The sequence below is a fragment of the Streptomyces sp. CBMA123 genome, assembly GCF_014596465.1.
Classification (GTDB): Bacteria; Actinomycetota; Actinomycetes; order Streptomycetales; family Streptomycetaceae; genus Kitasatospora.
The window spans coordinates 1-21,670 of record NZ_MECK01000512.1 but is presented as its reverse complement, the minus strand read 5'-3'; the positions used below and the strand labels follow the sequence as shown (position 1 = coordinate 21,670).

The following is a 21,670-nucleotide window of genomic DNA, read 5'->3' as shown; positions in this document are numbered from 1 at the left end:
GGAAACCGGTGGACGGGCCATGATGCGGTGCGGGCGCCCCCGCGGCGCCGCACCGCCACCCCCGCGACCTGGGAGCCCGATTGCCTCCGATTCCTTCGGCCGACAGCGCCGGCGCCCCGCACGGGCGCGCCGTCGACCCCGTGTTCCTCGCCCTCCCGCTGCGCACCCTCGCCGACGCCGCCCTCGGCCGGGCCCGCGAACTCGGCGCGAGCCACGCCGACTTCCGCCTGGAACGGGTCCGCAGCGCCTCCCGGCGGCTGCGCGACGCCCGTCCGTCCGGCACCTCCGACAGCGTGCAACTGGGCTTCGCCGTCCGGGTGCTGCTGGACGGCGCCTGGGGCTTCGCCGCCGGGGTGGACCTCACCCCCGACGCCGCGGCGCGGGTCGCCGCCCAGGCCGTCTCGGTGGCCCGGCTCTCCGGCGGGATCAGCCGGGCGGCCGGCTCCACCGAGCCGGTCGAGCTGGCCGACGAACCCGTCCACCGGGACGTCACCTGGGTCTCCTCCTACGAGATCAACCCCTTCGACGTGCCGGACGCCGACAAGACCGCTCTGCTCGCCGACCGCAGCTCCCGGCTGCTGGCCGCCCAGGGCGTCTCGCACGTCGAGGCCGCCCTGCTGACGGTGCAGGAGAACAAGTTCTACGCGGACACCGCAGGCACCATGACGACCCAGCAGCGGATCCGCACCTACGCCGACCTGCGGGCCACCTCGGTCGACGAGCGCACCGGCGCCTTCGACTCGATGTGCACCCTGGCCCCGCCGGTCGGCCGCGGCTACGAGTACCTCACCGGCACCGGCTGGGACTGGGACGCCGAGCTCGCCGAACTGCCCGTCCTGCTGGCCGAGAAGATGAGGGCCCCGAGCGTCGAGGCGGGCCGCTACGACCTGGTCATCGACCCGTCCAACCTCTGGCTGACCATCCACGAGTCGATCGGCCACGCCACCGAGCTGGACCGCGCGCTCGGCTACGAGGCCGCCTACGCCGGCACCTCCTTCGCCACCTTCGACCAGCTCGGCAGCCTGAAGTACGGCTCCGAGCTGATGCACGTCACCGGCGACCGCACCGCCGAGCACGGCCTGTCCACCATCGGCTACGACGACGAGGGCGTCGCCACCCAGTCCTGGGACCTGATCCGGGACGGCGTCCTGGTCGGCTACCAACTCGACCGCGGCATGGCCAAGTTGAAGGGCTTCGAGCGCTCCAACGGCTGCGCCTTCGCGGACTCCCCCGGGCACGTCCCGGTGCAGCGGATGGCCAACGTCTCGCTCCGGCCCGCCGCCGACGGCCCGGACACCGAGGGCCTGTTCGCCGGAGTGGAGAAGGGCCTGTACATCGTGGGCGACCGCTCCTGGTCCATCGATCAGCAGCGCTACAACTTCCAGTTCACCGGGCAGCGCGCCTACGCCATCAAGAACGGCGAACTCGCCGGCCAGGTCAAGGACTTCGCCTACCAGGCCACCACCACCGACTTCTGGGGCTCGATGGCGGCGGTCGGCGGCCCGCAGACCTACGTCCTCGGCGGCGCCTTCAACTGCGGCAAGGCACAGCCCGGCCAGATCGCCGCGGTCAGCCACGGCTGCCCGTCGGCGCTGTTCCGCAACGTCAACGTGCTCAACACCCAGCAGGAGGCGGGTCACTGATGACCGCGATGCAGCCCCACGAACTCGTCGAGCTGGCACTCGGCCTCTCCCGCGCCGACGGCTGCGTGGTGATCGCCGACGAGGAGTCCACCGCCAACCTGCGCTGGGCCGGCAACGCCCTGACCACCAACGGCGTCACCCGCGGCCGCCGCCTCACCGTGATCGCCACCGTGGCCGGCGCCGAGGGCACCGCCTCCGGCGTGGTCTCCCGCGAGGCCGTCACCGCCGAGGACGTCGAGGGCCTGGTCCGAGCCGCCGAGGAAGCCGCCCGCGCGACCGGCCCGGCCGAGGACGCCCAGCCGCTGGTCGACGGCCGGCCGCCGTCCCCGCACTTCACCCAGCCGCCCGCGGAGACCTCCATCGAGGTGTTCGAGGCCTTCGGCCCGGCCCTCGGCGAGGCCTTCGCCCGCGCCGCCGCCCAGGGCGAGCTGCTCTACGGCTTCGCCCGGCACGAGGTCACCACCAGCTACCTGGGCAGCTCCACCGGCCTGCGGCTGCGCCACGACCAGCCGACCGGCATGGTCGAGATCAACGGCAAGACGGCCGACCTCACCGGCTCGGCCTGGGTCGGCGCCGCCACCCGGGACTTCACCGACATCGACGTCCCGGCCCTGCACACCGAGCTCACCAAGCGGCTCGGCTGGGGCGCCCGCAGGATCGACCTGCCGGCCGGGCGGTACGAGACGCTGCTGCCGCCCGAGGCCGTCGCCGACCTGATGCTCTGCCTCCACTGGGCCTCCGGCGGCCGGGACGCCGCCGAGGGCCGGACGGTCTTCTCCCGGCCCAGGGGCGAGGCCGCCCAGAACGCCCCGGACAACGGTGAGGGTGGACGACGGGCGGGAGGCACCCGGCTCGGCGACAAGCTCGCCGCCCTGCCGCTGACCCTGCGCGCCGACCCTCACGAGCCCGGCCTGGAGGCCGCCCCGTTCGTGCTGGCGCACAGCACCGGCGGCGACGTCTCGGTCTTCGACAACGGCGCGCCGATCACCGCCACCGAGTGGATCCGGGAGGGCGTGCTGACCGAGCTGATCACCAGCCGCCACGCGGCCGGCCTCACCGGCCTGCCGCTGCGCCCGGCGGTCGACAACCTGGTGCTGGAGACGACCGACCAGGAGTCGGCTCCGACCCTGGACGAGATGATCGCCCGCACCGAGCGCGGCCTGCTGCTCACCTGCCTCTGGTACATCCGCGAGGTGGACCCGGCGACGCTGCTGCTCACCGGCCTCACCCGGGACGGCGTCTACCTGGTGGAGAACGGCGAAGTGGTCGGCGCGGTCAACAACTTCCGGTTCAACGAGTCCCCGGTCGACCTGCTCGGCCGGATCACCGAGGCGGGCCGCACCGAACGCTGCCTGCCCCGCGAGTGGAGCGACTACTTCACCCGCACCGCGATGCCACCCGTGCGTGTCGCGGACTTCAACATGAGTTCGGTCAGCCAGGCCTCATAGCCGCTGACCAACGGGGGATGGAAAGAACATGATGGACGAGAAGCGGCTGGTCAGATCGAGCAAGATGCTGTCGCGCATCCTGCGGCACGAGCCGGAGCTGGTGGGGATCACCCTGGACGGCTCCGGCTGGGTCCGGGTCGACGTCCTGCTCGACGCCCTCACGGCGAAGGGCCGGCCGCTCACCAGGATCGAACTGGACCACGTCGTGGCCACGGACAACAAGCGCCGTTTCGGCTACTCCGCGAACGGCCTCTCGATCCGCGCCAACCAGGGCCACACGGTGACGGTCGACCTCGGTCTGACCGCCACCGTGCCGCCCCACGTGCTCTACCACGGCACCGCCGACCGCCACCTGGCCTCGATCTTCCGCGAGGGCCTGCGCCCGATGACCCGGCAGGACGTGCACCTGTCGGCGGAGACCGAGACGGCCACCCGGGTCGGCGCCCGGCACGGCCGCCCGGTCGTGCTCACCGTGAACGCGGCCGCGATGGCGGCGGCCGGCCACGAGTTCCGGCTCAGCGCGAACGGCGTCTGGCTCACCGACGCCGTCCCCCCGCAGTACCTCTCCCGCCGCTCCTGAACCCCGATAGCGCCGTACGGCTCCCCTATCACGCCCGACCGGGTGGGCCCCGCCCACCCGGTCTCGTCGTCCCCGGCCCCCCGGCGTACCGTGAGGAAGCCGCGCGGAACGGCGCGCGGGTGCGTGGACGAGGGCGGTAGGAGACATGGGCAAGAACGCCGACGGCGGACGGGTCTACCGGATCACCGGGGCCCGCAGCAGTCTCTCCGAGGACGTCCGGGGGCGCCAGCGCCGCTACGTCATCTCGATGCTGATCCGCACCCTCTGCGTCCTGCTCGCGGTGGTGCTGTGGAACGTCGAGCGCTGGCTCGCCTTCGCGGCCCTGGGCGGCGGCGTCCTGCTGCCGTACTTCGCGGTGCTGATCGCCAACGCCGGCCGGGAGCAGACGCCCGGGCTGCCGAGCACCTTCGACTTCCCGGCCGACACCCAGCTGATGCTCGGCCCGGGTGGTACGGGTGGGGCTGGTGCGCCTGCTGGTACAGGACAGGCAAAGCCCGCTGGCACCGAAACTTCACAGGGCACCGACTGACCGTCCCGTTTACGGGGGTTGAGCCAAAATCAGCTCGGCGAAAGCTCAAAAGAAGCTCAGATTAATCATGCAAGACCTCCCCAACCGAGCCCCCCGGCGTGACATACTGCGTACGCGCTCCGCATCCCCCGTCGGAGCGACGGACCGACGCCGGGCGGCTCCCCCCGTGGCTGCCCGGCGTCGCCATGCCCGGATCCGGGCGGGCCGGATCAGCGTGACAGACTGGCGGTGACGACGCACCCGCCGAACACCGAGGACGGCCCCCGATGGACACCCCGCAGACGCCGATCTGCTCCGCCAAGGGCTGCCGGGCGGACGCCCACTGGGTGCTGGTGTGGAACAACCCCAAGCTGCACACCCCGGACCGCCGCAAGACCTGGCTCGCCTGCGAGGAGCACCGCGAGCACCTGTCCCAGTTCCTGGGCGTGCGCGGCTTCCTCAAGGAGGTCGTCGCCTTCGCCGACTGGACCTCCGAAGACAACTAGCGGACGGCTAGCCGCCGATCGCCGACATCGGCCGCTCGGGCTGGTGGAACTCCGGGTCGTCGATCCCGGCCCCGGCCTTCTTGCCCCACATCGCCGCCCGCCACAGCGCGGCCAGCTCCGCGTCGTCCGCCCCCGAGCGCAGCGCGGTGCGCAGGTCGGTCTCCCCGGTGGCGAACAGGCAGTTGCGCACCTGACCGTCGGCGGTCAGCCGGGTCCGGTCGCAGGCCCGGCAGAACGGCCGGGTGACGGAGGCGATCACCCCGACCCGGCCCGCGCCGCCGTCCACCACCCAGCGCTCGGCGGGCGCCGCGCCCCGGCGGGCGGACGGCTCCGGGGTGAGCGCGAAGCGGGCCCGGAGCAGGTCCAGGATCTCCTCCGCGGTGATCATCGACGAGCGCTCCCAGCCGTGCTGGGCGTCCAGCGGCATCTGCTCGATGAAGCGCAGCTCGTAGCCCCGCTCCAGGCACCAGGCGAGCAGGTCGGCCGCCTCGTGGTCGTTGACCCCGCGCATCAGCACCGCGTTCAGCTTCACCGGCGCCAGCCCGGCCGTCTCGGCGGCGGCCAGCCCGTCCAGCACGTCCTGGTGGCGCCGGCGGCGGGTGAGCGTGAAGAACACCTCCGGGTCGAGGGTGTCCATCGAGACGTTGACCCGGTCCAGCCCGGCCTCGCGCAGTGCCGTCGCGGTCCGGGCCAGCCCGATGCCGTTGGTGGTCAGCGACAGCTCGGGGCGCGGCTCCAGATCGGCGCAGGCGGCCACGATCGCGACCAGTCCGGGGCGCAGCAGCGGTTCGCCGCCGGTGAAGCGGACCTCGCGCACCCCCAGGTCGCGCACGGCCAGGGTGACCAGCCGGACGATCTCCTCGTCGGTCAGCAGCTCGGGCTTGGCCAGCCACTGCAGTCCCTCTTCGGGCATGCAGTACGTGCAGCGGAGGTTGCACCGGTCGGTCAGGGAAACCCGCAGGTCGACGGCGCGTCGTCCGAAGGTGTCGAGCAGCACGTGCGTCCCTTCCCGAAAAGCAGCCGGCCCGGCCCCGTCGCGGCGGGGGCCGGGCCAGCATAGTCATGCCGCAACGATCAGTGGGCGCCCAGCCCGGTCAGCGAGCGGACCTCGAGTTCAGCGTACTTCGCCGGGTCGGACGGTTCCTTGGACAGCAGGGTGCCCAACCAGCCGGCCAGGAAGCCGATCGGGATGGAGACCAGGCCCGGGTTCTCCAGTGGGAACCAGTGGAAGTCGGAGGCCGGGAAGAGCGAGGTCTTGGCACCCGAGACCACCGGGGAGAAGACCACCAGCAGCACCGAGCTGACCAGGCCGGCGTAGACCGAGCTGACCGCGCCGGCGGTGGTGAAGCGCTTCCAGAACAGCGAGTAGAGCAGGGTGGGCAGATTCGCCGAGGCCGCCACCGCGAAGGCCAGCGCCACCAGGGCGGCGGTGTTGAGCTTGTCCGCGAAGAGGCTGAGCACGATCGAGACCGCGCCGATCCCGACGGCCGCCCACTTCGCCGACCGCACCTCCTCCCGTTCGCTCGCCTTCCCGCGCCGGATCACGTTGGCGTACAGGTCATGGGCGAAGGAGGCTGACGAGGCCAGGGTGAGCCCGGCGACCACGGCCAGGATGGTGGCGAAGGCGACCGCCGAGATCACCGCGAGCAGGATCGCCCCGCCGGTCGTGCCGCTGCCGCCGCCGAGCGCCTCGGCCAGCTGAGGGGCGGCCGTGTTGCCGGCCGCGTTGGCCGCCTTGATCTCCTTGGAGCCGACCAGGGCCGCGGCGCCGAAGCCGAGCGCCAGGGTCATCAGGTAGAAGACGCCGATGATGCCGATCGCCCAGAGCACCGACTTCCGGGCCGCCTTGGCGGTGGGCACGGTGTAGAAGCGGACCAGGATGTGCGGCAGGCCTGCGGTGCCGAGGACCAGCGCGATGCCGAGGCTGATGAAGTCGAGCTTCGCGGTGCCGGTGCCGTACTTCTGCCCGGGTTGCAGGAAGGCCTCGCCCTTGCCGCTGGCGCTCGCCGCCGCGCCGAGCAGCTCCGAGGGGTTGAAGTGGTACTTGGCCAGCACCAGGACGGTCATCAGCGCGGCACCGACGATCAGCAGCACGGCCTTGACGATCTGCACCCAGGTGGTGCCCTTCATACCCCCTATCACCACGTAGACGATCATCAGGGCGCCGACGCCGACGATGGTCCAGCGCTTGGCGGCGTTCCCCTCGGCCCCGAGCAGCAGGGCCACCAGCGTCCCGGCACCGACCATCTGGGCCAGCAGGTAGAAGATCGACACCACGATGGTGGACACGCCCGCCGCGGTGCGCACCGGGCGCTGGCGCATCCGGAAGGCGAGCACGTCCGCCATGGTGAACCGGCCCGAGTTGCGCAGCGGTTCGGCGATCAGCAGCAGCGCGACCAGCCAGGCGACCAGGAAGCCGATCGAGTACAGGAAGCCGTCGTAGCCGGCCAGTGCGATGGTGCCGGCGATGCCGAGGAAGGAGGCAGCGGACATGTAGTCGCCGGAGATGGCCAGGCCGTTCTGGAATCCGGTGAAGCCGCGGCCGCCGGCGTAGAAGTCGGCGGCGCTGCGGTTCTGCCGCCCGGCCCACACGGTGATGGCCAGGGTCGTCAGCACGAAGAGCCCGAACAGGGCCATCGTCAGGCCGCGGTGATCGGTGGCGGAACTGGCGAGCAGTGTCATTCGGCGGACTCCCGGGGAGCGTGGACGACGGCGCCGTGGGCCTCGCGGATCGCGGCGGCGGGCGGGTCGATCCGCCGGTCCGCGTAGCGGGCGTACCAGCCGGCGATGACGAAGGTGGTGACGAACTGCAGCAGCCCGAGCACCAGGGCCACGTTGATGTGCCCGACGACCTTGGTGCCCATCAGCCCGGGGGCGTAGCAGGAGAGCAGGACGTAGAGCAGGTACCAGAGCACGAAGCCGATGGTGACCGGGAAGGCGAAGCTCCGGAACGAGCGCCGCAGGGTACGGAACTCCTCGCTGTCGTCGATGAGTTGGACTTCCGTAGCGCTGGTGGTGATCGGCGGCGAATCCACTCTGTCTCCTCACTCCTTCGGCGTAGCGGTCACACGAGGGGACCAATCGAACGTGAGGGACGTCACATTCCTCGTGCGCGCCGCGCAATGCTAGGAGCGTCGTGCCCACCCCGGAAGGGGTTGACCGCGATCAGCCAGTCGTTCACCCCCTCGCACCATCCAATTGGCCGAAAACCACCACTCGCATCCCCTCCGAATCGGGCCGCGACAACCGAAAGGGGCGACACCGTCCAACGGTGCCGCCCCTGTTGACGAAGCGTCAGAAGGCGATGCGGACCTTCAGCGCGGACCGGTCGTCCATCGCCCGGTAGCCGTCCGGCACACCGTCCAGGTCCACCGTCCGGTCGAAGACCAGGCCCGGCTCGATCGCGCCCGAGAGCACGTCCGGCAGCAGTTCGGGGATGTACGCCCGGGCCGGCGCGACGCCACCGTTGAGCGAAACGTTTCGGCCGAACATCTGACCGATGTCGACGCCCGCGCTGCCACCGTGCGGCACACCCACGTAACCGACCGCGCCGCCGTCCCGGGCGATCGAGATCGCCGTCCGCATCGACTCCTCGGTGCCGACCGCCTCCAGCACCGCGTGCGCGCCCAGCCCGCCGGTCAGCTCCTTCACGGCCTCGACCGCGGCGTCACCGCGCTCGGCCACCACGTCCGTCGCCCCGAAGCGCCGGGCCAGCTCCGTCCGGGCCGGGTGCCGGCCCAGCGCGATGATCCGGCCCGCGCCCAGCCGGTGTGCCGCCAGCACGCCGCAAAGGCCCACCGCGCCGTCGCCGACCACCGCGACCGTCGCACCCGGGCGCACCCGGGCCGACACCGCCGCGTGGTGCCCGGTGGACATCACGTCAGACAGCGCCAGCATGCCCGTCAGCAGCTTCTCGTCGCCCGCCGCGTCCTTCGGCAGCTTCACCAGCGTCCCGTCCGCGAACGGCACCCGGACGGCTTCGCCCTGGCCGCCGTCCGAACCGACCTCGCCCCAGAACCCGCCGTGCGGGCAGGAGGTCTGCAGGCCCTCGCGACAGAACTCGCAGACGCCGTCCGACCAGACGAAGGGCGCGACCACCAGGTCACCCTTGGCGAAGCCCCGCACCTCGGCGCCGGCCTCCTCGACCACACCCAGGAACTCGTGCCCGATCCGCTGCCCGGCCACCCGCTGGGCCACCCCGCGGTAGGCCCACAGGTCGCTGCCGCAGATGCAGGCGTTCACCACCCGGACCACCACGTCCGTCGGGTGCTTGATCACCGGGTCCGGCACCTCTTCGATCCGGATGTCGTTCGGTCCGTGGATCACCGTGGCGCGCATGCGTTCTTCCTCACACAAATCCGGCCGACCGGCCGGAAACGAACTCGACCAGGTGTACGACACCCTCGATGCCCACTCTATTCCGGCCGTCCGGTCGGAACATTTCGACCGGACGCGACCAGTCCGCCCCTTATCCTGTTGGACCATGCAACCGATCCAGCCCGAGACGTACGGCGCGCCGCGGACCGCCCCGGTCCCCGCCCAGCGCTCCGCCGCACCCGCCAAGGGCTTCGCGGTCGTCGACGTCGAGACCACCGGTCTCGGCCGCTCCGACCGCGTCATCTCGGCGGGCGTCTACCAGCTGGACGGCGACGGTGAGGTGACCGACCACTGGTACACCCTGGTCAACCCCGAGCGGGATCCAGGCCCGGTCTGGATCCACGGCCTCACCGCCGAACTGCTCTCCGGCGCCCCGACCTTCCCCGAGATCGCCGACGAGTTCGCCACCCGCCTGGAGAACCGCGTCCTGGTCGCGCACAACGCCCTCTTCGACTGGAACATGATCTCCCGCGAGTTCTCCCGGGCTGGCCGCAGCGCCCCGGTCGAGCAGCGGCTGTGCACCATGGTCCTCTCCCGCGACCTGCGCCTCCCGCTGCCCAACGGCAAGCTCGCCTCGCTCGCCGCCCACTTCGGCGTCCAGCAGCGCAACGCCCACAACGCCCTGGACGACGCCCGGGTGCTCGCCGAGGCCTTCCGCCCCAGCCTGCACCTGGCCCGGCTGGCCGGCCTCCCGCTCCCGCTGCAGAACTGCGTCGCGGTCACCGACCTCGGTGAGGACGAGCCCGCCGCCCCCGGCCGCGGCAACTGGACCGGCGCCCAGTACCGCCAGGCCAAGAAGCGCCCGCCCTGCCCGTACCCCAACCCGGGGCGCTGGGAGGACGGCAAGCCGCTGGTCCAGGGCATGCGGGTGGCCTTCACCGGCGACACCGCCACCGATCGCGAGGTGCTGGAGGACCGCACCGTCGAGGCCGGCCTGCACATCGCCACCTCGGTCAGCCGGCTCACCAGCCTGCTGGTCACCAACGAGCCGACCAGCTGGAGCGGCAAGGCCCGCAAGGCCCGCGACGTCGGCACCCCGGTGGTCACCGAGGACGCCTTCCTCCAACTGCTGCGCGAGGTCGCCCCGCACCCCGGTGCGTGAGCCGGTTGTGAGGTCGGCGTACCGTTCCCATGTGTACCGTTTTCTGCTGACCCGACAGTGGCTGATCACCATGCTGATCGCGCTGCTGCTGATCCCCGCGACGATCAAGCTGGGCTTCTGGCAGCTGCACCGCCACGAGGCACGGGTGGCCCGGAACGAGCTGATCGGCAAGGCCCTCACGGCCTCGCCGGAGCCCTTCGACAGCCTGTCCGCGACCCCCGGCGCCGCCGTGCCGTCCGCCCTCACCTGGCACGCCGTGACGGCCACCGGACAGTACGACCCGGCACACGAGTTCGTGGTCCGCAAACGGACCGACTCCAACGGGACCCTCGGCTACTTCGTCGTCACCCCGCTGAAGCTCTCCGACGGCAAGGGCACTGTCCTGATCAACCGCGGCTGGGTCCCCTCCGCCGACGGCGCCACCCAGTACCCGCCCGTCCCGGCCGCCCCCACCGGCGAGGTCACCCTCACCGGCCGGCTGCGCGCCGACGAGACCACCGGCAGCAGCGGTGGGTGGGTCAAGGACCGGGCCGGCCTCCCCGACCGCCAGTTCAACCTGATCAACACCGAACAGCAGTCCAAGGAGACCGGCACCACCCTCCTCGGCGGCTACCTGGAACTCACCGCCACCACCCCGGCCCCGGCCGACCAGCCCCAGCTGATCCCCGCGCCCGACCACTCGGACATCGGCCCGCACATGGCCTACGCCATCCAGTGGTGGCTGTTCACCGCGATGATCCCCGTCGGCGTCTGGGTGCTCATCCGCCGCGAGGCCAAGGACCGCGCCAAGCAGGCCGCCGAACCCGACGTCGCCCTCGACGCCCTGCCGGCCTAGCGCCTACAGCACGTCCTCCAACTCCCGCAGAAGCCGCGCCTTCGCCCGCGCCCCCACCACCGACCGCACCGGCAGCCCGTCCCTGAACAGCATCAGCGTCGGCATCGACAACACCCCGTACGCCGCCTGGGTACGGGGATTGCGGTCCACGTCGACGCTCACCACCCGCATCCGGTGCGCCTCCTCCCGCGCGACGTCCGCCAGCACCGGCGCCATCATCCGGCACGGCGGGCACCAGTCCGCCGTGAAGTCGACCAGCACCGGCCCCTCGGCCGCCAGCACCTCCGCCGCGAACGTCTCGTCCGTCACCGCCGGCACACCCACGATCTCCACCATCGTCTACTCCTCCGCGAGTTCACACTGGGGCGGCTGCTCGGCGGCCGCGAGTTCGTCCCGCGCCCGGACGGCCCGCTCGAACTGCCCGGCCACCTGCACCCGGACGTCCCGCAAGCGCGCGATGCACTCGTCCAACTCGGCCAACTTCCGCCGGTACACGTCCAACGAGGCCGGACAGGAATCCCCCTCCGGGTGCCCCGCCCGCAGACACTCCACGAACGGCCGGGTCTCCTCCAACCCGAACCCGAAGTCCTGCAACATCCGGATCTCCCGCAACAGCCGCAGGTCCTCCTCCCCGTACGCCCGGTATCCGTTGCCCGCCCGCCGGGCCGGCAACAACCCCAACTGCTCGTAGTACCGCAACGCCCGCGTAGTCGTCCCCGCCCGCTCCGCCAACTCCCCGATCCGCACGCCGACCCACTCCTCCCGAACAACCGCCACCGACGCTAAACCTTCCCCCCGACGTCAACGCCAGCCCACACCAACCCCCATCCACGCGGGCGCGCAGGACAAAGCCCACGCGCCCGCAACACCCCCCACCCCCCAAGCCGCACCCACCCGCCCCCGCACCCCTCCCCCCACCTCCCCCACCCACCCACCCCCTCCTCACCAGGCGAGAGGGACGCGCTGCGGAAGGGGGCGGCGCAGGGGGTGGCTGCGGAGAGGGGCGTGACGGGTGATTTTCAGACTGCCAACGGTCCCAACACCCCACCCACAGAGTCGGCAGTCCGAAAATCACCCAGCCCCCGGAGCGGCCACCCCCGGAGCCGCCCCCGGCACCCACCCTCCCGAGAGCCCCCCCGACCACCCCAGAACCCCCCACCCCGGCAAGATGTCCCCCATGGATCTCGGACTCACCAACAAGGCCTACATCGTCACCGGCGCCACCCGAGGCCTGGGCCTCGCCGCCGCCCGCGAACTCGTCGCCGACGGCGCCCACGTGCTCATCAGCGGCCGCACCCGACAGGCCGTCGACACCGCCGTCAGCGCACTCAACGCCCACGGCGCCGCCCAAGGCTCCGGCACCGCCCAAACCCCCGGCACCGCCCACGGCCTGGTCGCCGACAACGCCGCCCCCGACACCGCCGAGCGCCTGATCGCCGAAGCCACCACCCGCTTCGGCCGCTTCGACGGCATCCTGATCAGCGTCGGCGGCCCCCAGGCCGGCCCCGTCGAGACCACCCCCGAGACCGCCTGGCGCGACGCCTTCGAGTCCGTCTTCCTGGGCGCCCTGCGCCTGGCCCGCGCCGCGGCCGCCGCCCTCCCCTCCGGCGGCGTGATCGGCTTCGTACTCTCCAGTTCGGTCCGCCAGCCGATCCCCGGCCTCGGTATCTCCAACGGCCTGCGCCCCGGCCTCGCGATGGCCGCCAAGGCCCTCGCCGACGAGCTCGGCCCCCGCGGCATCCGGGTGCTCGGCCTGCTCCCCGCCCGGATCGACACCGACCGGGTCCGGGAGCTGGACGCCCTGGCCGCCGACCCCGAGGCCGCCCGCGCCCTGCACAGCGCCGACATCCCGCTCGGCCGCTACGGCACTCCCGAGGAGTTCGGCAGGGTCGCCGCCTTCCTGCTCTCCCCCGCCGCCTCCTACCTGACCGGCCTGATGGTCCCCGTCGACGGCGGCGCCCTCCGCTCGCTCTGAGCCCCGCCACTCGCTCTGAGCCCCCGCTCCCGCTGAGCCCCTCCGCTCCTTCTGAGCCCCGCCCGCTACTCCAGCTGACGATGCCCCCGCTGACCACGGCGCCGCCCGGACCGGCGCCGTCGCCCGGCGGGGGCCTCCTGCAGCACCCGGATCCGCAGGTCGGCCGGCAGCTCCGCCAGCCCCAGGCTCCGTACGGCGTCCGCCCGCGGCCCGTCCTCGAAGTGCTCCACCAGCCCGACCGGATCCCCGCCGGGCGTCAGCCGTACGGCGCCCCGCAGCCGCGGATGCCCAGGGGCGCGCACCAGGCGCACCCCGGCCCGCTCCACCTCCGGCAGCGCCGCCGTGCCGTGCTCCAGCGCCTCCTCCAGCGCCCGCGAGTTCACCCGCATCCGCAGCCCGCCCACTCCCGGCGTCGGCACCGCGATGTGAGCCAGCCCGGTCCGCCGCAGCTGCGCCACCAGCCACCAGGCCATCCCCAGGACCAGCACCGACAGCCCCCCGATCACCGTCGGCCACCACCACGAGGAGCCGACCCACCGCCCCCGGGAGCGCGCACTGACCACCGGCTGGTGCGGTGAGGTCAGCGGCCACCAGGCCGGCGGGTCGACCCCGAGCCGCCGGTACAGGTCCAGCCCGCCCGCGAGCACCAGCACCCCGACGCCCAGCACCACCGCGCCCACCAGCCCGAGCAGCACCCGGTTGACGATCGTCCGCCTCATCCCGCCGTCTCCCCAGTCCGATCCGGCGCGCCGTCCGCCACCACACCCTCCGCCACCACCCCGGCCGACCCGCGCCAGCTCCGCACGTCCAGCCGCAACGGCCGCGCCAGCCCGACCCGCGCCAGCTCCTCCCGCAGCTGCCGCTGCACCCCGGCCGGATCCACCGGCCCGCTCACCGACACCCGCACCCGCCGCCGCCCGACCCGGATCCGCAGCTGGTCGACGCCCTCCAGCCCGGCGGCCCGGTCCGCCAGCAGGTGCCCGATCCCGGCCCGCTCGATCGCCGCTCCCGTCCCCCCGTACGGCCGCAGCACCAGCCACCGTCGCAGCCCGGGCGCAAACGCCAGCCACAGCAGCCACATCCCGGCCAGGGCCGACGCCCCGGCCCCCACCAGCACCCACAGGTCGTCCAGGTGCCGCGTGGCCAGCTCGTCGGCGATCTGTGCCCGCCACCGCCGGGCCGGCTGCCCGGCCCGCACCGCGACCGCGTCGTACAGCAGCGCCCCGGCCACCACCAGCACCACGGTGGCGACCAGCGCTGCCGCGGCCCCCCGCCCCGCCCACAGCCGCGGCACCTTCGGCGGCCGGTCCGACGCCACCGGTTCGGAGGCCTGCGGTTCCGTGCTCACCACGCTCCCCCGGCGACCAACTTCTCGACCACCACGACCACTTCGGACACCCTCGTCCCGGTCAGCCCGACCACCTGCGCCGCCACCCGGTCCCGCACGCCCCGGGCGAGGCCCGCGAGGTCGCCGGGGAAGGGCAGTTCGACGGCCACCCGCACGGTCACCGTGCTGCCCGGCCGGGCCACCGACACCCGGGGCGGCGCCCCCTTCACGGACCGTCCGGCCCAGGCCTGGGCGAGCACCTCCCGGGCGGCCTGCCCGGCGATCCGCTCGTACACCCGGTCGGCGACCCGAAGCCGCCCCCGGCGCGCCGCACCGGGGGCGGGGGCCGGGACGGAGGCCCCCATCAGCGCCGCCGGTCGCGGCCGCGGAACAGGTCCCCGAGGTCGCCGAGGTCGATGTCGCCCTCCAGCAGACGCCCTGCCACAAAGCCGACCAGTCCGAGCGCCGCCACCAGCAGGAACGCCGCGAACCCGCCGAAGTACCCGGCGAAGCCGAGGGCCATGCCCACCACCAGGCCGACGATGGCCAGGTTCATCCGCTACTCCCTCGTCCTCCGCCGAACCGAACCCACCCCGGGTGCTACTTGAGCTTGGGCCGCTGCCCCGCCGGTGTCACCGGCTCCTCTTCCTCCTCGAACTCCGGTTCGTCCGGGAGGTGGACATCGTTGACCGCGATGTTGACCTCGACGACCTCCAGGCCGGTCATCCGCTCGACCGCGTCGATGATGTTCTCCCGCACCTGGTGGGCGAGTTCGGGGATCACCACGCCGTACTCGACCACCAGGGCGATGTCGATCGCGGTCTGCTTCTCGCCGACCTCGGCCTTGATCCCGCGCCCGATGCTGGACTTGCCGCCGGGCACCCGGTCCCGCATCGCGCCGAAGGTACGGGCCAGTCCGGATCCCAGCGCGTGGATGCCGGTGACCTCGCGGGCGGCCATCCCGGCGATCTTCTCCACCACGCCGACCGCCAGCGCCGTGCGGCCGCGCTCGCCGACCGGCCGGCCGCCGTCCCCGCCCGTGCCGGACGCTGGCTTGGCGCCGGCGGGCGGGCCGGGCGTCGGCGCACCGCCGGGGTTCTTGTGCAGGGTCCCGGGCGTCGGAGTGTCAGGCATGGGGCGCATCTCCCTCGTAGCGGCTCCAGCTATATCGCAAACCTCCCCAACTCTGGCATCTCGCCACGGGCCCCGCCTGCCGAGCGAACTCCGGAAACACCGGAGGCCCGGCCCCGGGGCTTTCCCCTGGGCCGGGCCTCCCGGCGGAAACGCCGAGGTCAGTCGCCGATACCGGCGAGTTCCCGCAGTCGTCGGGCCTGGGCCACCCGTTCGGCCGAACGCTGCTCGTCGTACGACCGTCCGGAGGCACCCTGCAGCAGCGCCTTGGTCTCGATCACGGCCCCGCGCGGCGCGGCCAGCAGGGCGGCGGCGAGGTCCCGGGCGGCGGCGTCCAGCTCGGCGCCGGGTACGGCCAGGTTGGCCAGCCCGGTCGCGGCGGCCTCCTCGGCACCCACCCAGCGGCCGGTCGCGCAGATCTCCAGCGCCCGGGCGTAGCCGACGAGTTCGACCAGCGGCTTGGTGCCGGCCAGGTCGGGGACGAGCCCGAGCGAGGTCTCCTTCATCGCGAACTGCACGTCGTCGGCGACCACCCGCAGGTCGCAGCCGAGGGCGAGCTGGAAGCCCGCGCCGACGGCGTGCCCCTGGACGACGGCGATGGTGACCAGGTCGGCGCGGCGCCACCAGGTGAAGGCCTCCTGGTAGGCGGCGATGGCGTCGTCCAGCTCCTGGTCGGCGGAGCCGGCCAGCTGCAGGAAGGTGGGCTCGCCGGGGATGCCCTCGGGGGTGAACATGGCCCGGTCCAGTCCGGCCGAGAAGGAGACGCCCTCGGCGCGCAGCAGCACCACCCGCACGCTGCCGGGCAGCTCGCGTCCGGCCTGGGCGAGGGCGCGCCAGAGCGCGGGCGACTGGGCGTTGCGCCGCTTGGGCTGACAGAGGGTGACGACGGCGAGCTCGCCGTCGATCTCCAGACGGACGCCGTCCCGCTCCCAGCTCGGGGCCTGCGGGTCGGTGGCGGGGGCGGTCATGCGGGAACCTCCGGTGGCGGGGGACTTGGCTACCGGAGAGTAACAAACCTGGACGGGGACGGGCAGGGCCCCGGCTCGGAAAGATCGGAGCGGGCGCCGGGGCCGGGATCCGGACATGACGATCGGCGGCCGGTCCACTCGGCCCGAGGGCGGACGCCCGGCTGCGGTCAGCCGTCGTCTCCTCGGCCGGCGTCCTGCCGCCGCGCCATCCAGCTCAGGGCCGACGGACCGTCAGGAACCGGCCCCGGCAGTTGCCTTGTTCTTGCCCCGCGTGGCACCGCCGCGGCCCCGGAGGATCACTCCGGACTCGCTCAGCATCCGGTGCACGAAGCCGTACGAACGACCGGTCTCCTCCGCGAGAGCGCGAATGCTCGCCCCGGAGTCGTACTTCTTCTTGAGATCGGCCGCGAGCTTCTCACGCGCGGCACCGGTCACCCGGCTGCCCTTTTTCAGAGTCTCGGCCACCCGTGCCTCCTCGTAGCGTTGCTCGGTCAGATTCCCATGATCACCCATCCACCGCGTCCTGGCCACCCATTCGACAAGGTCGATGTCGCAAATGCGTGGTCCTGCGGTGGTGATCCGAGCGCACCAGGGCGCTCACGCAGAGTGCACGCCCCCGGGCGGATGCCGCCGTCCACCGAGAAAGAGCTGATCAGCAGCGTCGGCCCGACCACGTTCGAGTGGCGGGCCGACGGGAAGTGCTTAAACGGAATCCGGGTCTTCTTCATTCCCGGACACGCCGAAAGGACTAGATTTTCTGGTCCGAAAAGCGGAGGCGACGTCTACTTCCGGTCAGGCCAACGAGACCAGATCGGCGTACGACGGGTTCCACAGGTCCTCGACCCCGTCGGGCAGCAGGATGATCCGCTCCGGGTCGAGCGCCTCGACCGCGCCCTCGTCGTGGGTGACCAGCACGACCGCGCCGGAGAACTCGCGCAGCGCGCCCAGGATCTCCTCGCGGCTGGCCGGGTCGAGGTTGTTGGTGGGCTCGTCCAGCAGCAGCACGTTGGCCGAGGAGACCACCAGGGTGGCCAGGGCCAGTCGGGTCTTCTCACCGCCGGAGAGCACCCCGGCCGGCTTGTCCACGTCGTCGCCGGAGAACAGGAAGGACCCGAGGATCTTGCGGATCTGCACCAGGTCGGTGTCCGGCGCGGCCGAGCGCATGTTCTCCAGGACGCTGCGGTCCGGGTCGAGCGTCTCGTGCTCCTGGGCGTAGTAGCCGACCTTCAGGCCGTGGCCCGGGATCACCTCGCCGGTGTCCGGCGCCTCCACCCCGGCCAGCATCCGCAGCAGGGTGGTCTTGCCGGCGCCGTTGAAGCCCAGCACGACGACCCGGGAACCCCGGTCGATCGCCAGGTCGACGTCGGTGAAGATCTCCAGCGAACCGTAGGACTTGGACAGGCCGCTGGCGGTCAGCGGGGTCTTGCCGCAGGGCGCCGGGTCCGGGAAGCGCAGCTTGGCGACCTTGTCGTTCACCCGGGCCTGCTCCAGGCCGGAAAGCAGCTTGTCGGCGCGGCGGGCCATGTTCTGCGCGGCCACCGTCTTGGTCGCCTTGGCGCGCATCTTGTCGGCCTGCGCGTTCAGGGTCGCGGCCTTCTTCTCGGCGTTGGCCCGCTCGCGCTTGCGGCGCTTCTCGTCGTCCTCGCGCTGCTGCTGGTACTGCTTCCAGCCCATGTTGTAGACGTCGATGCTGGAGCGGTTGGCGTCCAGGTAGAAGACCTTGTTGACGACCGTCTCGACCAGGTCGACGTCGTGCGAGATGACGATGAAGCCGCCCTTGTACGTCTTCAGGAAGTCCCGCAGCCAGACGATCGAGTCCGCGTCCAGGTGGTTGGTGGGCTCGTCGAGCAGCAGCACGTCGGAGTCCGAGAAGAGGATCCGGGCGAGCTCGACCCGGCGGCGCTGACCGCCGGAGAGGGTGTGCAGCGGCTGGCCGAGGATGCGGTCCGGCAGGCCCAGCGCGGCGGCGATGGTGGCGGCCTCGGCCTCGGCGGCGTACCCGCCCTTGGTGAGGAACTCGGTCTCCAGGCGCGCGTACTTCTTCATCGCGTTCTCCTGGGTGGCGCCCTTGCCGTTGGCCATCCGGTCCTCGTTCTCGCGCATCTTCTTCAGCACGGTGTCGAGGCCGCGGGCGGAGAGGATGCGGTCCTTGGCGAGGACGTCCAGGTCACCGGTGCGCGGGTCCTGCGGGAGGTAGCCGACCTCGCCCGAACGGGTGACCGTACCGGCGGCGGGCAGGCCCTCGCCGGCCAGCACCTTGGTGAGCGTGGTCTTGCCGGCGCCGTTGCGCCCGACCAGACCGATCCGGTCACCTGCGGCGACCTTGAAGCTCGCGGACTCGATCAGGATCCGGGCACCGGCACGCAGCTCGAGGGCGTTGGCGGAAATCATGGCTGGGAACTACTCCTGGGACGTGGGCGGGCGGCCGGGCAGCGGCCCGGGCGGCGGGAAGCGGGAAGGGGGCTTCATCGGCGGTCGGCGCGGTGGAACTGGGCGCCGCCGCCCGCTATTGCCCGGAGAAGATAGCCATGACGGCCAGTCTACCGGGCCGCGCGAAACGCCCCGGGGGCGTACCGCCCTGGGGTACCGGCCGACCCTCGGCTACTGCTGGGCCGCGGTCGCCTGGTCGCTCGCGGAAACCGCCGGGGCCGTCGTCGGAGCTGGCTGGTCCGCCGGGGCGGCCGGGGTCGTCGTCGGGCTCGCCGCCGGGTCGGCGCAGCCGTCCTTCGGCCGGACCGCCGCGAACGGCGCGTCCGGGTTGGCGCAGGCCGTCTCGGGGGCGGCCGCCTTGGTGTCGAAGACCTTGGGCGGCACGATCGGGCCGTCGGTGATCTCGACCCGGCTGTTGTCCAGCACCTTCACCGTCGCCGCCGGGCCGGTGATCATCGACCAGCCGTTGCTGTCCAGCCGGTAGCCGGTGATGCCGCCGGAGACGGGCACCCCGCTGCTGTTGGTGCAGGTGCGCGGGATGAGTACGGCGTAGCCGGTGTGCACGGTGCGCAGCGGGTCGAAGAGGCAGCCGTTGGAGGGCCGGTCGTTGTACCGCAGGTCGCCGTCGACGTCGCGCAGGCCCATGGTCAGGTTGGGCGTCACCACGGCCAGCCAGGGCGAACCGTCCCGCTGGACGGTGTGCAGCGCGGCCGCGGCCCGCTGGACGGCGGTCTCCTTGCGCTGGGCGTCGGTGCGCTTGTCCGCGCCCGGCTCGCCGTCGGCGCGCAGGTAGTCCGCGAGGCCCGGCACGGCGCGGTGCCAGCGCACCTCGTGGTCGCCCGGGCGCACCGAGGTGACCAGGCCGTCGTCCCAGACCACGATCGCGTTGTCCCCGGCCATCGCCAGGTAGAGCGCCTCGGCGCCCTCGCGGCGGTACGACCAGGCCCGCTCGCCGGTCTGCTTGTGGTAGGCCTCCAGGCCGGGGCCGACCACCTTGAGGTCCAGGTCGGCCGAGCTGACCGACTGCGAGTTCACCGGCGTCGCCTCCGCGTCGCCCGGCCCCGCCACCCGGTCGCCGAACGGCACCGGCTTGTTCGCGTGCGCCGCAGCACCGGCCGCAAGGACCAGCATCACCGCCAGGGCAGGCAGGATCGACCGGGGGGTGAGTACGCGCGGCGGCTTCCAGGACACGGCCGGAGCGTACCTTTCGCCGGGCGGGCGAGTCAGCCCGGAATCGCCGCCCGGGCGTCCGGTCGACCGCACGCCGGACGGTGCGCGCCCGTCCGGTACGCCCGCCCGCCCACCTGCGCCGTCGGCTCCCCGGCCGGTCGGCGGAGCCCTCCGGGGCGGGCGCCGTAAGCCGCGCCGGACCGTTACAGAGCTGATACACGGGGCCGGGCCGAACGGGTGTTGCGGCAGACGGCGTTCGAATATCGCCCACTTTAGGGTGACATTCGGCTTCTCCCTCCCCCACCGGGCCTACTGTCGGCGAGCGTGGCGCGACCGTCCGTCGACGTCGCCACCGCCCGCCCCGCTCCCGCGACATCCGGAGGAGAGACCATGCGCATCGGCCGCCTGACGCTGGCCGCCGCCGCTCTGCTGCTGCTGGCCACGGCCAGTGTCCCGGCCGGGACGCCGCTCAGCCAGACCGACCGGCACGGCCTCTCCTCGGACGCCTTCGAGCCGCGCGGCGCGGCATCCCGCCCGCCGGTCCAACGGCCCAAGCACGAGCCCCCGTTCGGCGCCTTCGTCGGCTCCTGGGACGACTACATCCCGCAGATCGGCAAGTACGCCCAGTGGCTGGGCGGCGCCAACATGCAGGTCGGCCACACCTACCTGGCGGGCAACGGCTGGGCGGACATCGAGGGCGAGCCGGTGGTGCTCGGCCTGTGGTCGCAGTGGCGGCTGGCCGACCCGTCCCGGCTGCTCGTGCTCGGCGTGCCGATGCTGGTGCCCAACGAGGCGAACCTGCCGGACGGCCAGGTCGCCAAGCTGCTCGGCCAGGGCGCGCGCGGGGACTTCGACAGCCACTTCCTCCGGCTCGCCCGCCGGCTGGTGGCGCTCGGCGGCGCGGACACCGTGATCACCCTCGGCTGGGAGATGAACGGCGTCACCTACACCCACCGCTGCAAGCCCGACCCGACCGCGTGGAAGGCGTACTGGCGCCGGATCGTCGGGGTGATGCGCTCGGTGCCCGGGCAGCGGTTCCGCTTCGACTTCGCCCCCACCCGGGGCCTGGACGCCATCCCGTGGACCAAGTGCTACCCCGGCGACGACGTGGTCGACATCATCGGCATGGACAGCTACGACCAGCCGGCCGGGAGCACCTTCGACGACTACGTGCGCGAGCCGTACGGCCTGCAGGACCAGGTGGAGTTCGCGGCCAAGCGCGGCAAGCCGGTCTCGTACCCGGAGTGGGGGCTGTTCCGCAACGGCGACAACCCCGAGTTCGTCCGGCGGATGGTCGAGTGGATGCGCACCCATGACACCGCCTACCAGACCGTCACCGACTACTGCCCGCACGGCTTCTTCCAGTGCCGGAGCAATCCGCGGTCGACGTCGGCGTTCAAGCAGCTGATGGCCGGTTCGCCGGGGGCGCCGACGGCGGTGCCGACGGTGCCCCCGGCCCCGATCGTGCCGGTGGTGCCGAGCGTCCCCGCCGTACCGAACCCGTCCGCCACGCCCGGGACCCCGGCCCTGCCGGGCGCGACGGCGAGCCCCTCGGCCGGCGCGTCGCCCAGCCCGTCCGCGGCCGGCACGCCGTCGCGTCGTTAGCGCGCCGAGGGCCGCGGTCAGGCCCGGCGGCGGGCCAGCAGGGCCTCCTTGAGCCGGGGGAAGCG

At 72.8% G+C, this 21,670-nt stretch carries 24 protein-coding genes; 9 read left to right on the top strand and 15 right to left on the bottom strand.

Going from position 1 to position 21,670, the window contains the following annotated elements:
* Positions 1–80: 80 nt before the first annotated feature.
* The 5 genes from BG452_RS35625 (at position 81) to BG452_RS35605 (ending at position 4,685) form a co-directional block, all read left to right on the top strand.
* Complete coding sequence (locus BG452_RS35625; RefSeq protein WP_223243208.1) at positions 81–1,643, top strand: TldD/PmbA family protein; 1,563 nt, start codon at positions 81–83, stop codon at positions 1,641–1,643.
* On the top strand, positions 1,643–3,091 hold the full coding sequence (locus tag BG452_RS35620; RefSeq protein ID WP_188308472.1) for a metallopeptidase TldD-related protein: 1,449 nt from the start codon (positions 1,643–1,645) through the stop codon (positions 3,089–3,091). Before BG452_RS35625 ends, BG452_RS35620 begins: the two co-directional genes overlap by 1 nt.
* 31 nt (positions 3,092–3,122) lie before the next feature.
* Complete coding sequence (locus BG452_RS35615) at positions 3,123–3,671, top strand: RNA 2'-phosphotransferase (protein WP_188308494.1); 549 nt, start codon at positions 3,123–3,125, stop codon at positions 3,669–3,671.
* 145 nt (positions 3,672–3,816) lie between these two features.
* On the top strand, positions 3,817–4,200 hold the full coding sequence (locus BG452_RS35610) for a DUF3099 domain-containing protein (protein WP_188308471.1): 384 nt from the start codon (positions 3,817–3,819) through the stop codon (positions 4,198–4,200).
* Positions 4,201–4,466: 266 nt separating this feature from the next.
* On the top strand, positions 4,467–4,685 hold the full coding sequence (locus BG452_RS35605; protein WP_188308470.1) for a hypothetical protein: 219 nt from the start codon (positions 4,467–4,469) through the stop codon (positions 4,683–4,685).
* Between the two features lie 7 nt (positions 4,686–4,692).
* On the opposite strand, the gene moaA is transcribed toward BG452_RS35605, so the two are convergent.
* From moaA to BG452_RS35585, 4 genes are all read right to left on the bottom strand, one after another.
* The gene (moaA, locus tag BG452_RS35600) at positions 4,693–5,682 is read right to left on the bottom strand and encodes a GTP 3',8-cyclase MoaA (protein ID WP_188308469.1); all 990 of its coding nucleotides are present in this window, start codon (positions 5,680–5,682) and stop codon (positions 4,693–4,695) included.
* Between the two features lie 77 nt (positions 5,683–5,759).
* A complete protein-coding gene (locus tag BG452_RS35595; protein WP_188308468.1) occupies positions 5,760–7,367 on the bottom strand; it encodes a cation acetate symporter in 1,608 nt (535 codons plus the stop codon).
* A complete protein-coding gene (locus tag BG452_RS35590) occupies positions 7,364–7,720 on the bottom strand; it encodes a DUF485 domain-containing protein (protein WP_188308467.1) in 357 nt (118 codons plus the stop codon). Before BG452_RS35590 ends, BG452_RS35595 begins: the two co-directional genes overlap by 4 nt.
* Before the next feature lie 259 nt (positions 7,721–7,979).
* Positions 7,980–9,023 (bottom strand): zinc-dependent alcohol dehydrogenase family protein, encoded by a 1,044-nt coding sequence (locus BG452_RS35585; protein ID WP_188308466.1) that lies wholly within the window; start codon positions 9,021–9,023, stop codon positions 7,980–7,982.
* A gap of 145 nt (positions 9,024–9,168) precedes the next feature.
* On the opposite strand from BG452_RS35585, the gene BG452_RS35580 reads away from it, so the two are divergent.
* Together BG452_RS35580 and BG452_RS35575 are read left to right on the top strand one after the other, a co-directional pair.
* Complete coding sequence (locus tag BG452_RS35580; protein WP_188308465.1) at positions 9,169–10,164, top strand: DEDDh family exonuclease; 996 nt, start codon at positions 9,169–9,171, stop codon at positions 10,162–10,164.
* Positions 10,165–10,195: 31 nt separating this feature from the next.
* Positions 10,196–10,999, top strand: a complete 804-nt coding sequence (locus tag BG452_RS35575) for an SURF1 family protein (RefSeq protein ID WP_188308464.1) — start codon at positions 10,196–10,198, stop codon at positions 10,997–10,999.
* Between the two features lie 3 nt (positions 11,000–11,002).
* Here BG452_RS35575 and trxA read toward each other — a convergent pair whose 3' ends face one another.
* Both trxA and BG452_RS35565 read right to left on the bottom strand, forming a co-directional pair.
* Entirely contained in the window at positions 11,003–11,335 is a 333-nt protein-coding gene (trxA, locus tag BG452_RS35570; protein WP_223243207.1) for a thioredoxin, read from the bottom strand.
* A gap of 3 nt (positions 11,336–11,338) precedes the next feature.
* On the bottom strand, positions 11,339–11,746 hold the full coding sequence (locus BG452_RS35565) for a MerR family transcriptional regulator (protein WP_188308492.1): 408 nt from the start codon (positions 11,744–11,746) through the stop codon (positions 11,339–11,341).
* A 430-nt stretch (positions 11,747–12,176) separates the two neighbouring features.
* Here BG452_RS35565 and BG452_RS35560 point away from each other — a divergent pair, with 430 nt between their 5' ends.
* Complete coding sequence (locus BG452_RS35560; RefSeq protein ID WP_188308463.1) at positions 12,177–12,974, top strand: SDR family oxidoreductase; 798 nt, start codon at positions 12,177–12,179, stop codon at positions 12,972–12,974.
* A gap of 65 nt (positions 12,975–13,039) precedes the next feature.
* Here the strand turns inward: BG452_RS35560 and BG452_RS35555 are convergent, their stop codons facing one another.
* The 9 genes from BG452_RS35555 to BG452_RS35515 all read right to left on the bottom strand — a co-directional run bounded on the left by BG452_RS35555 (position 13,040) and on the right by BG452_RS35515 (position 20,021).
* Positions 13,040–13,693: an alkaline shock response membrane anchor protein AmaP gene (locus BG452_RS35555; protein WP_188308462.1), complete on the bottom strand. Its 654-nt coding sequence runs from the start codon at positions 13,691–13,693 to the stop codon at positions 13,040–13,042.
* A complete protein-coding gene (locus tag BG452_RS47900) occupies positions 13,690–14,322 on the bottom strand; it encodes a DUF6286 domain-containing protein (protein WP_188308461.1) in 633 nt (210 codons plus the stop codon). Before BG452_RS47900 ends, BG452_RS35555 begins: the two co-directional genes overlap by 4 nt.
* Positions 14,319–14,666, bottom strand: coding sequence for a hypothetical protein (locus tag BG452_RS35545; RefSeq protein ID WP_188308460.1), 348 nt, complete (start codon positions 14,664–14,666; stop codon positions 14,319–14,321). Before BG452_RS35545 ends, BG452_RS47900 begins: the two co-directional genes overlap by 4 nt.
* A complete protein-coding gene (locus BG452_RS35540) occupies positions 14,666–14,857 on the bottom strand; it encodes a hypothetical protein (RefSeq protein WP_188308459.1) in 192 nt (63 codons plus the stop codon). Before BG452_RS35540 ends, BG452_RS35545 begins: the two co-directional genes overlap by 1 nt.
* 44 nt (positions 14,858–14,901) lie before the next feature.
* Positions 14,902–15,435, bottom strand: a complete 534-nt coding sequence (locus BG452_RS35535) for an Asp23/Gls24 family envelope stress response protein (protein WP_188308458.1) — start codon at positions 15,433–15,435, stop codon at positions 14,902–14,904.
* Positions 15,436–15,593: 158 nt separating this feature from the next.
* Positions 15,594–16,400 (bottom strand): enoyl-CoA hydratase/isomerase family protein, encoded by an 807-nt coding sequence (locus BG452_RS35530; protein ID WP_188308457.1) that lies wholly within the window; start codon positions 16,398–16,400, stop codon positions 15,594–15,596.
* Positions 16,401–16,631: 231 nt separating this feature from the next.
* Positions 16,632–16,865, bottom strand: a complete 234-nt coding sequence (locus BG452_RS35525; protein WP_030059940.1) for a helix-turn-helix domain-containing protein — start codon at positions 16,863–16,865, stop codon at positions 16,632–16,634.
* 327 nt (positions 16,866–17,192) lie between these two features.
* The gene (abc-f, locus tag BG452_RS35520; RefSeq protein WP_188308456.1) at positions 17,193–18,791 is read right to left on the bottom strand and encodes a ribosomal protection-like ABC-F family protein; all 1,599 of its coding nucleotides are present in this window, start codon (positions 18,789–18,791) and stop codon (positions 17,193–17,195) included.
* 210 nt (positions 18,792–19,001) lie between these two features.
* Positions 19,002–20,021: a hypothetical protein gene (locus tag BG452_RS35515; protein ID WP_188308455.1), complete on the bottom strand. Its 1,020-nt coding sequence runs from the start codon at positions 20,019–20,021 to the stop codon at positions 19,002–19,004.
* A 369-nt stretch (positions 20,022–20,390) separates the two neighbouring features.
* On the opposite strand from BG452_RS35515, the gene BG452_RS35510 reads away from it, so the two are divergent.
* A complete protein-coding gene (locus tag BG452_RS35510; protein ID WP_223243206.1) occupies positions 20,391–21,605 on the top strand; it encodes a glycoside hydrolase family 26 protein in 1,215 nt (404 codons plus the stop codon).
* Positions 21,606–21,670: the final 65 nt, after the last annotated feature.

Bases quoted from the DNA above. Each gene is read 5' to 3' on its own strand.
- BG452_RS35620 (WP_188308472.1), top strand. From the start codon at position 1,643: ATGACCGCGATGCAGCCCCACGAACTCGTCGAGCTGGCACTCGGCCTC.
- BG452_RS35615 (WP_188308494.1), top strand. From the start codon at position 3,123: ATGGACGAGAAGCGGCTGGTCAGATCGAGCAAGATGCTGTCGCGCATC.
- BG452_RS35610 (WP_188308471.1), top strand. From the start codon at position 3,817: ATGGGCAAGAACGCCGACGGCGGACGGGTCTACCGGATCACCGGGGCC.
- BG452_RS35605 (WP_188308470.1), top strand. From the start codon at position 4,467: ATGGACACCCCGCAGACGCCGATCTGCTCCGCCAAGGGCTGCCGGGCG.
- BG452_RS35595 (WP_188308468.1), bottom strand. From the start codon at position 7,367: ATGACACTGCTCGCCAGTTCCGCCACCGATCACCGCGGCCTGACGATG.
- BG452_RS35585 (WP_188308466.1), bottom strand. From the start codon at position 9,023: ATGCGCGCCACGGTGATCCACGGACCGAACGACATCCGGATCGAAGAG.
- BG452_RS35580 (WP_188308465.1), top strand. From the start codon at position 9,169: ATGCAACCGATCCAGCCCGAGACGTACGGCGCGCCGCGGACCGCCCCG.
- trxA (WP_223243207.1), bottom strand. From the start codon at position 11,335: ATGGTGGAGATCGTGGGTGTGCCGGCGGTGACGGACGAGACGTTCGCG.
- BG452_RS35560 (WP_188308463.1), top strand. From the start codon at position 12,177: ATGGATCTCGGACTCACCAACAAGGCCTACATCGTCACCGGCGCCACC.
- BG452_RS35555 (WP_188308462.1), bottom strand. From the start codon at position 13,693: ATGAGGCGGACGATCGTCAACCGGGTGCTGCTCGGGCTGGTGGGCGCG.
- BG452_RS35545 (WP_188308460.1), bottom strand. From the start codon at position 14,666: ATGGGGGCCTCCGTCCCGGCCCCCGCCCCCGGTGCGGCGCGCCGGGGG.
- BG452_RS35540 (WP_188308459.1), bottom strand. From the start codon at position 14,857: ATGAACCTGGCCATCGTCGGCCTGGTGGTGGGCATGGCCCTCGGCTTC.
- BG452_RS35535 (WP_188308458.1), bottom strand. From the start codon at position 15,435: ATGCCTGACACTCCGACGCCCGGGACCCTGCACAAGAACCCCGGCGGT.
- BG452_RS35530 (WP_188308457.1), bottom strand. From the start codon at position 16,400: ATGACCGCCCCCGCCACCGACCCGCAGGCCCCGAGCTGGGAGCGGGAC.
- abc-f (WP_188308456.1), bottom strand. From the start codon at position 18,791: ATGATTTCCGCCAACGCCCTCGAGCTGCGTGCCGGTGCCCGGATCCTG.
- BG452_RS35510 (WP_223243206.1), top strand. From the start codon at position 20,391: ATGCGCATCGGCCGCCTGACGCTGGCCGCCGCCGCTCTGCTGCTGCTG.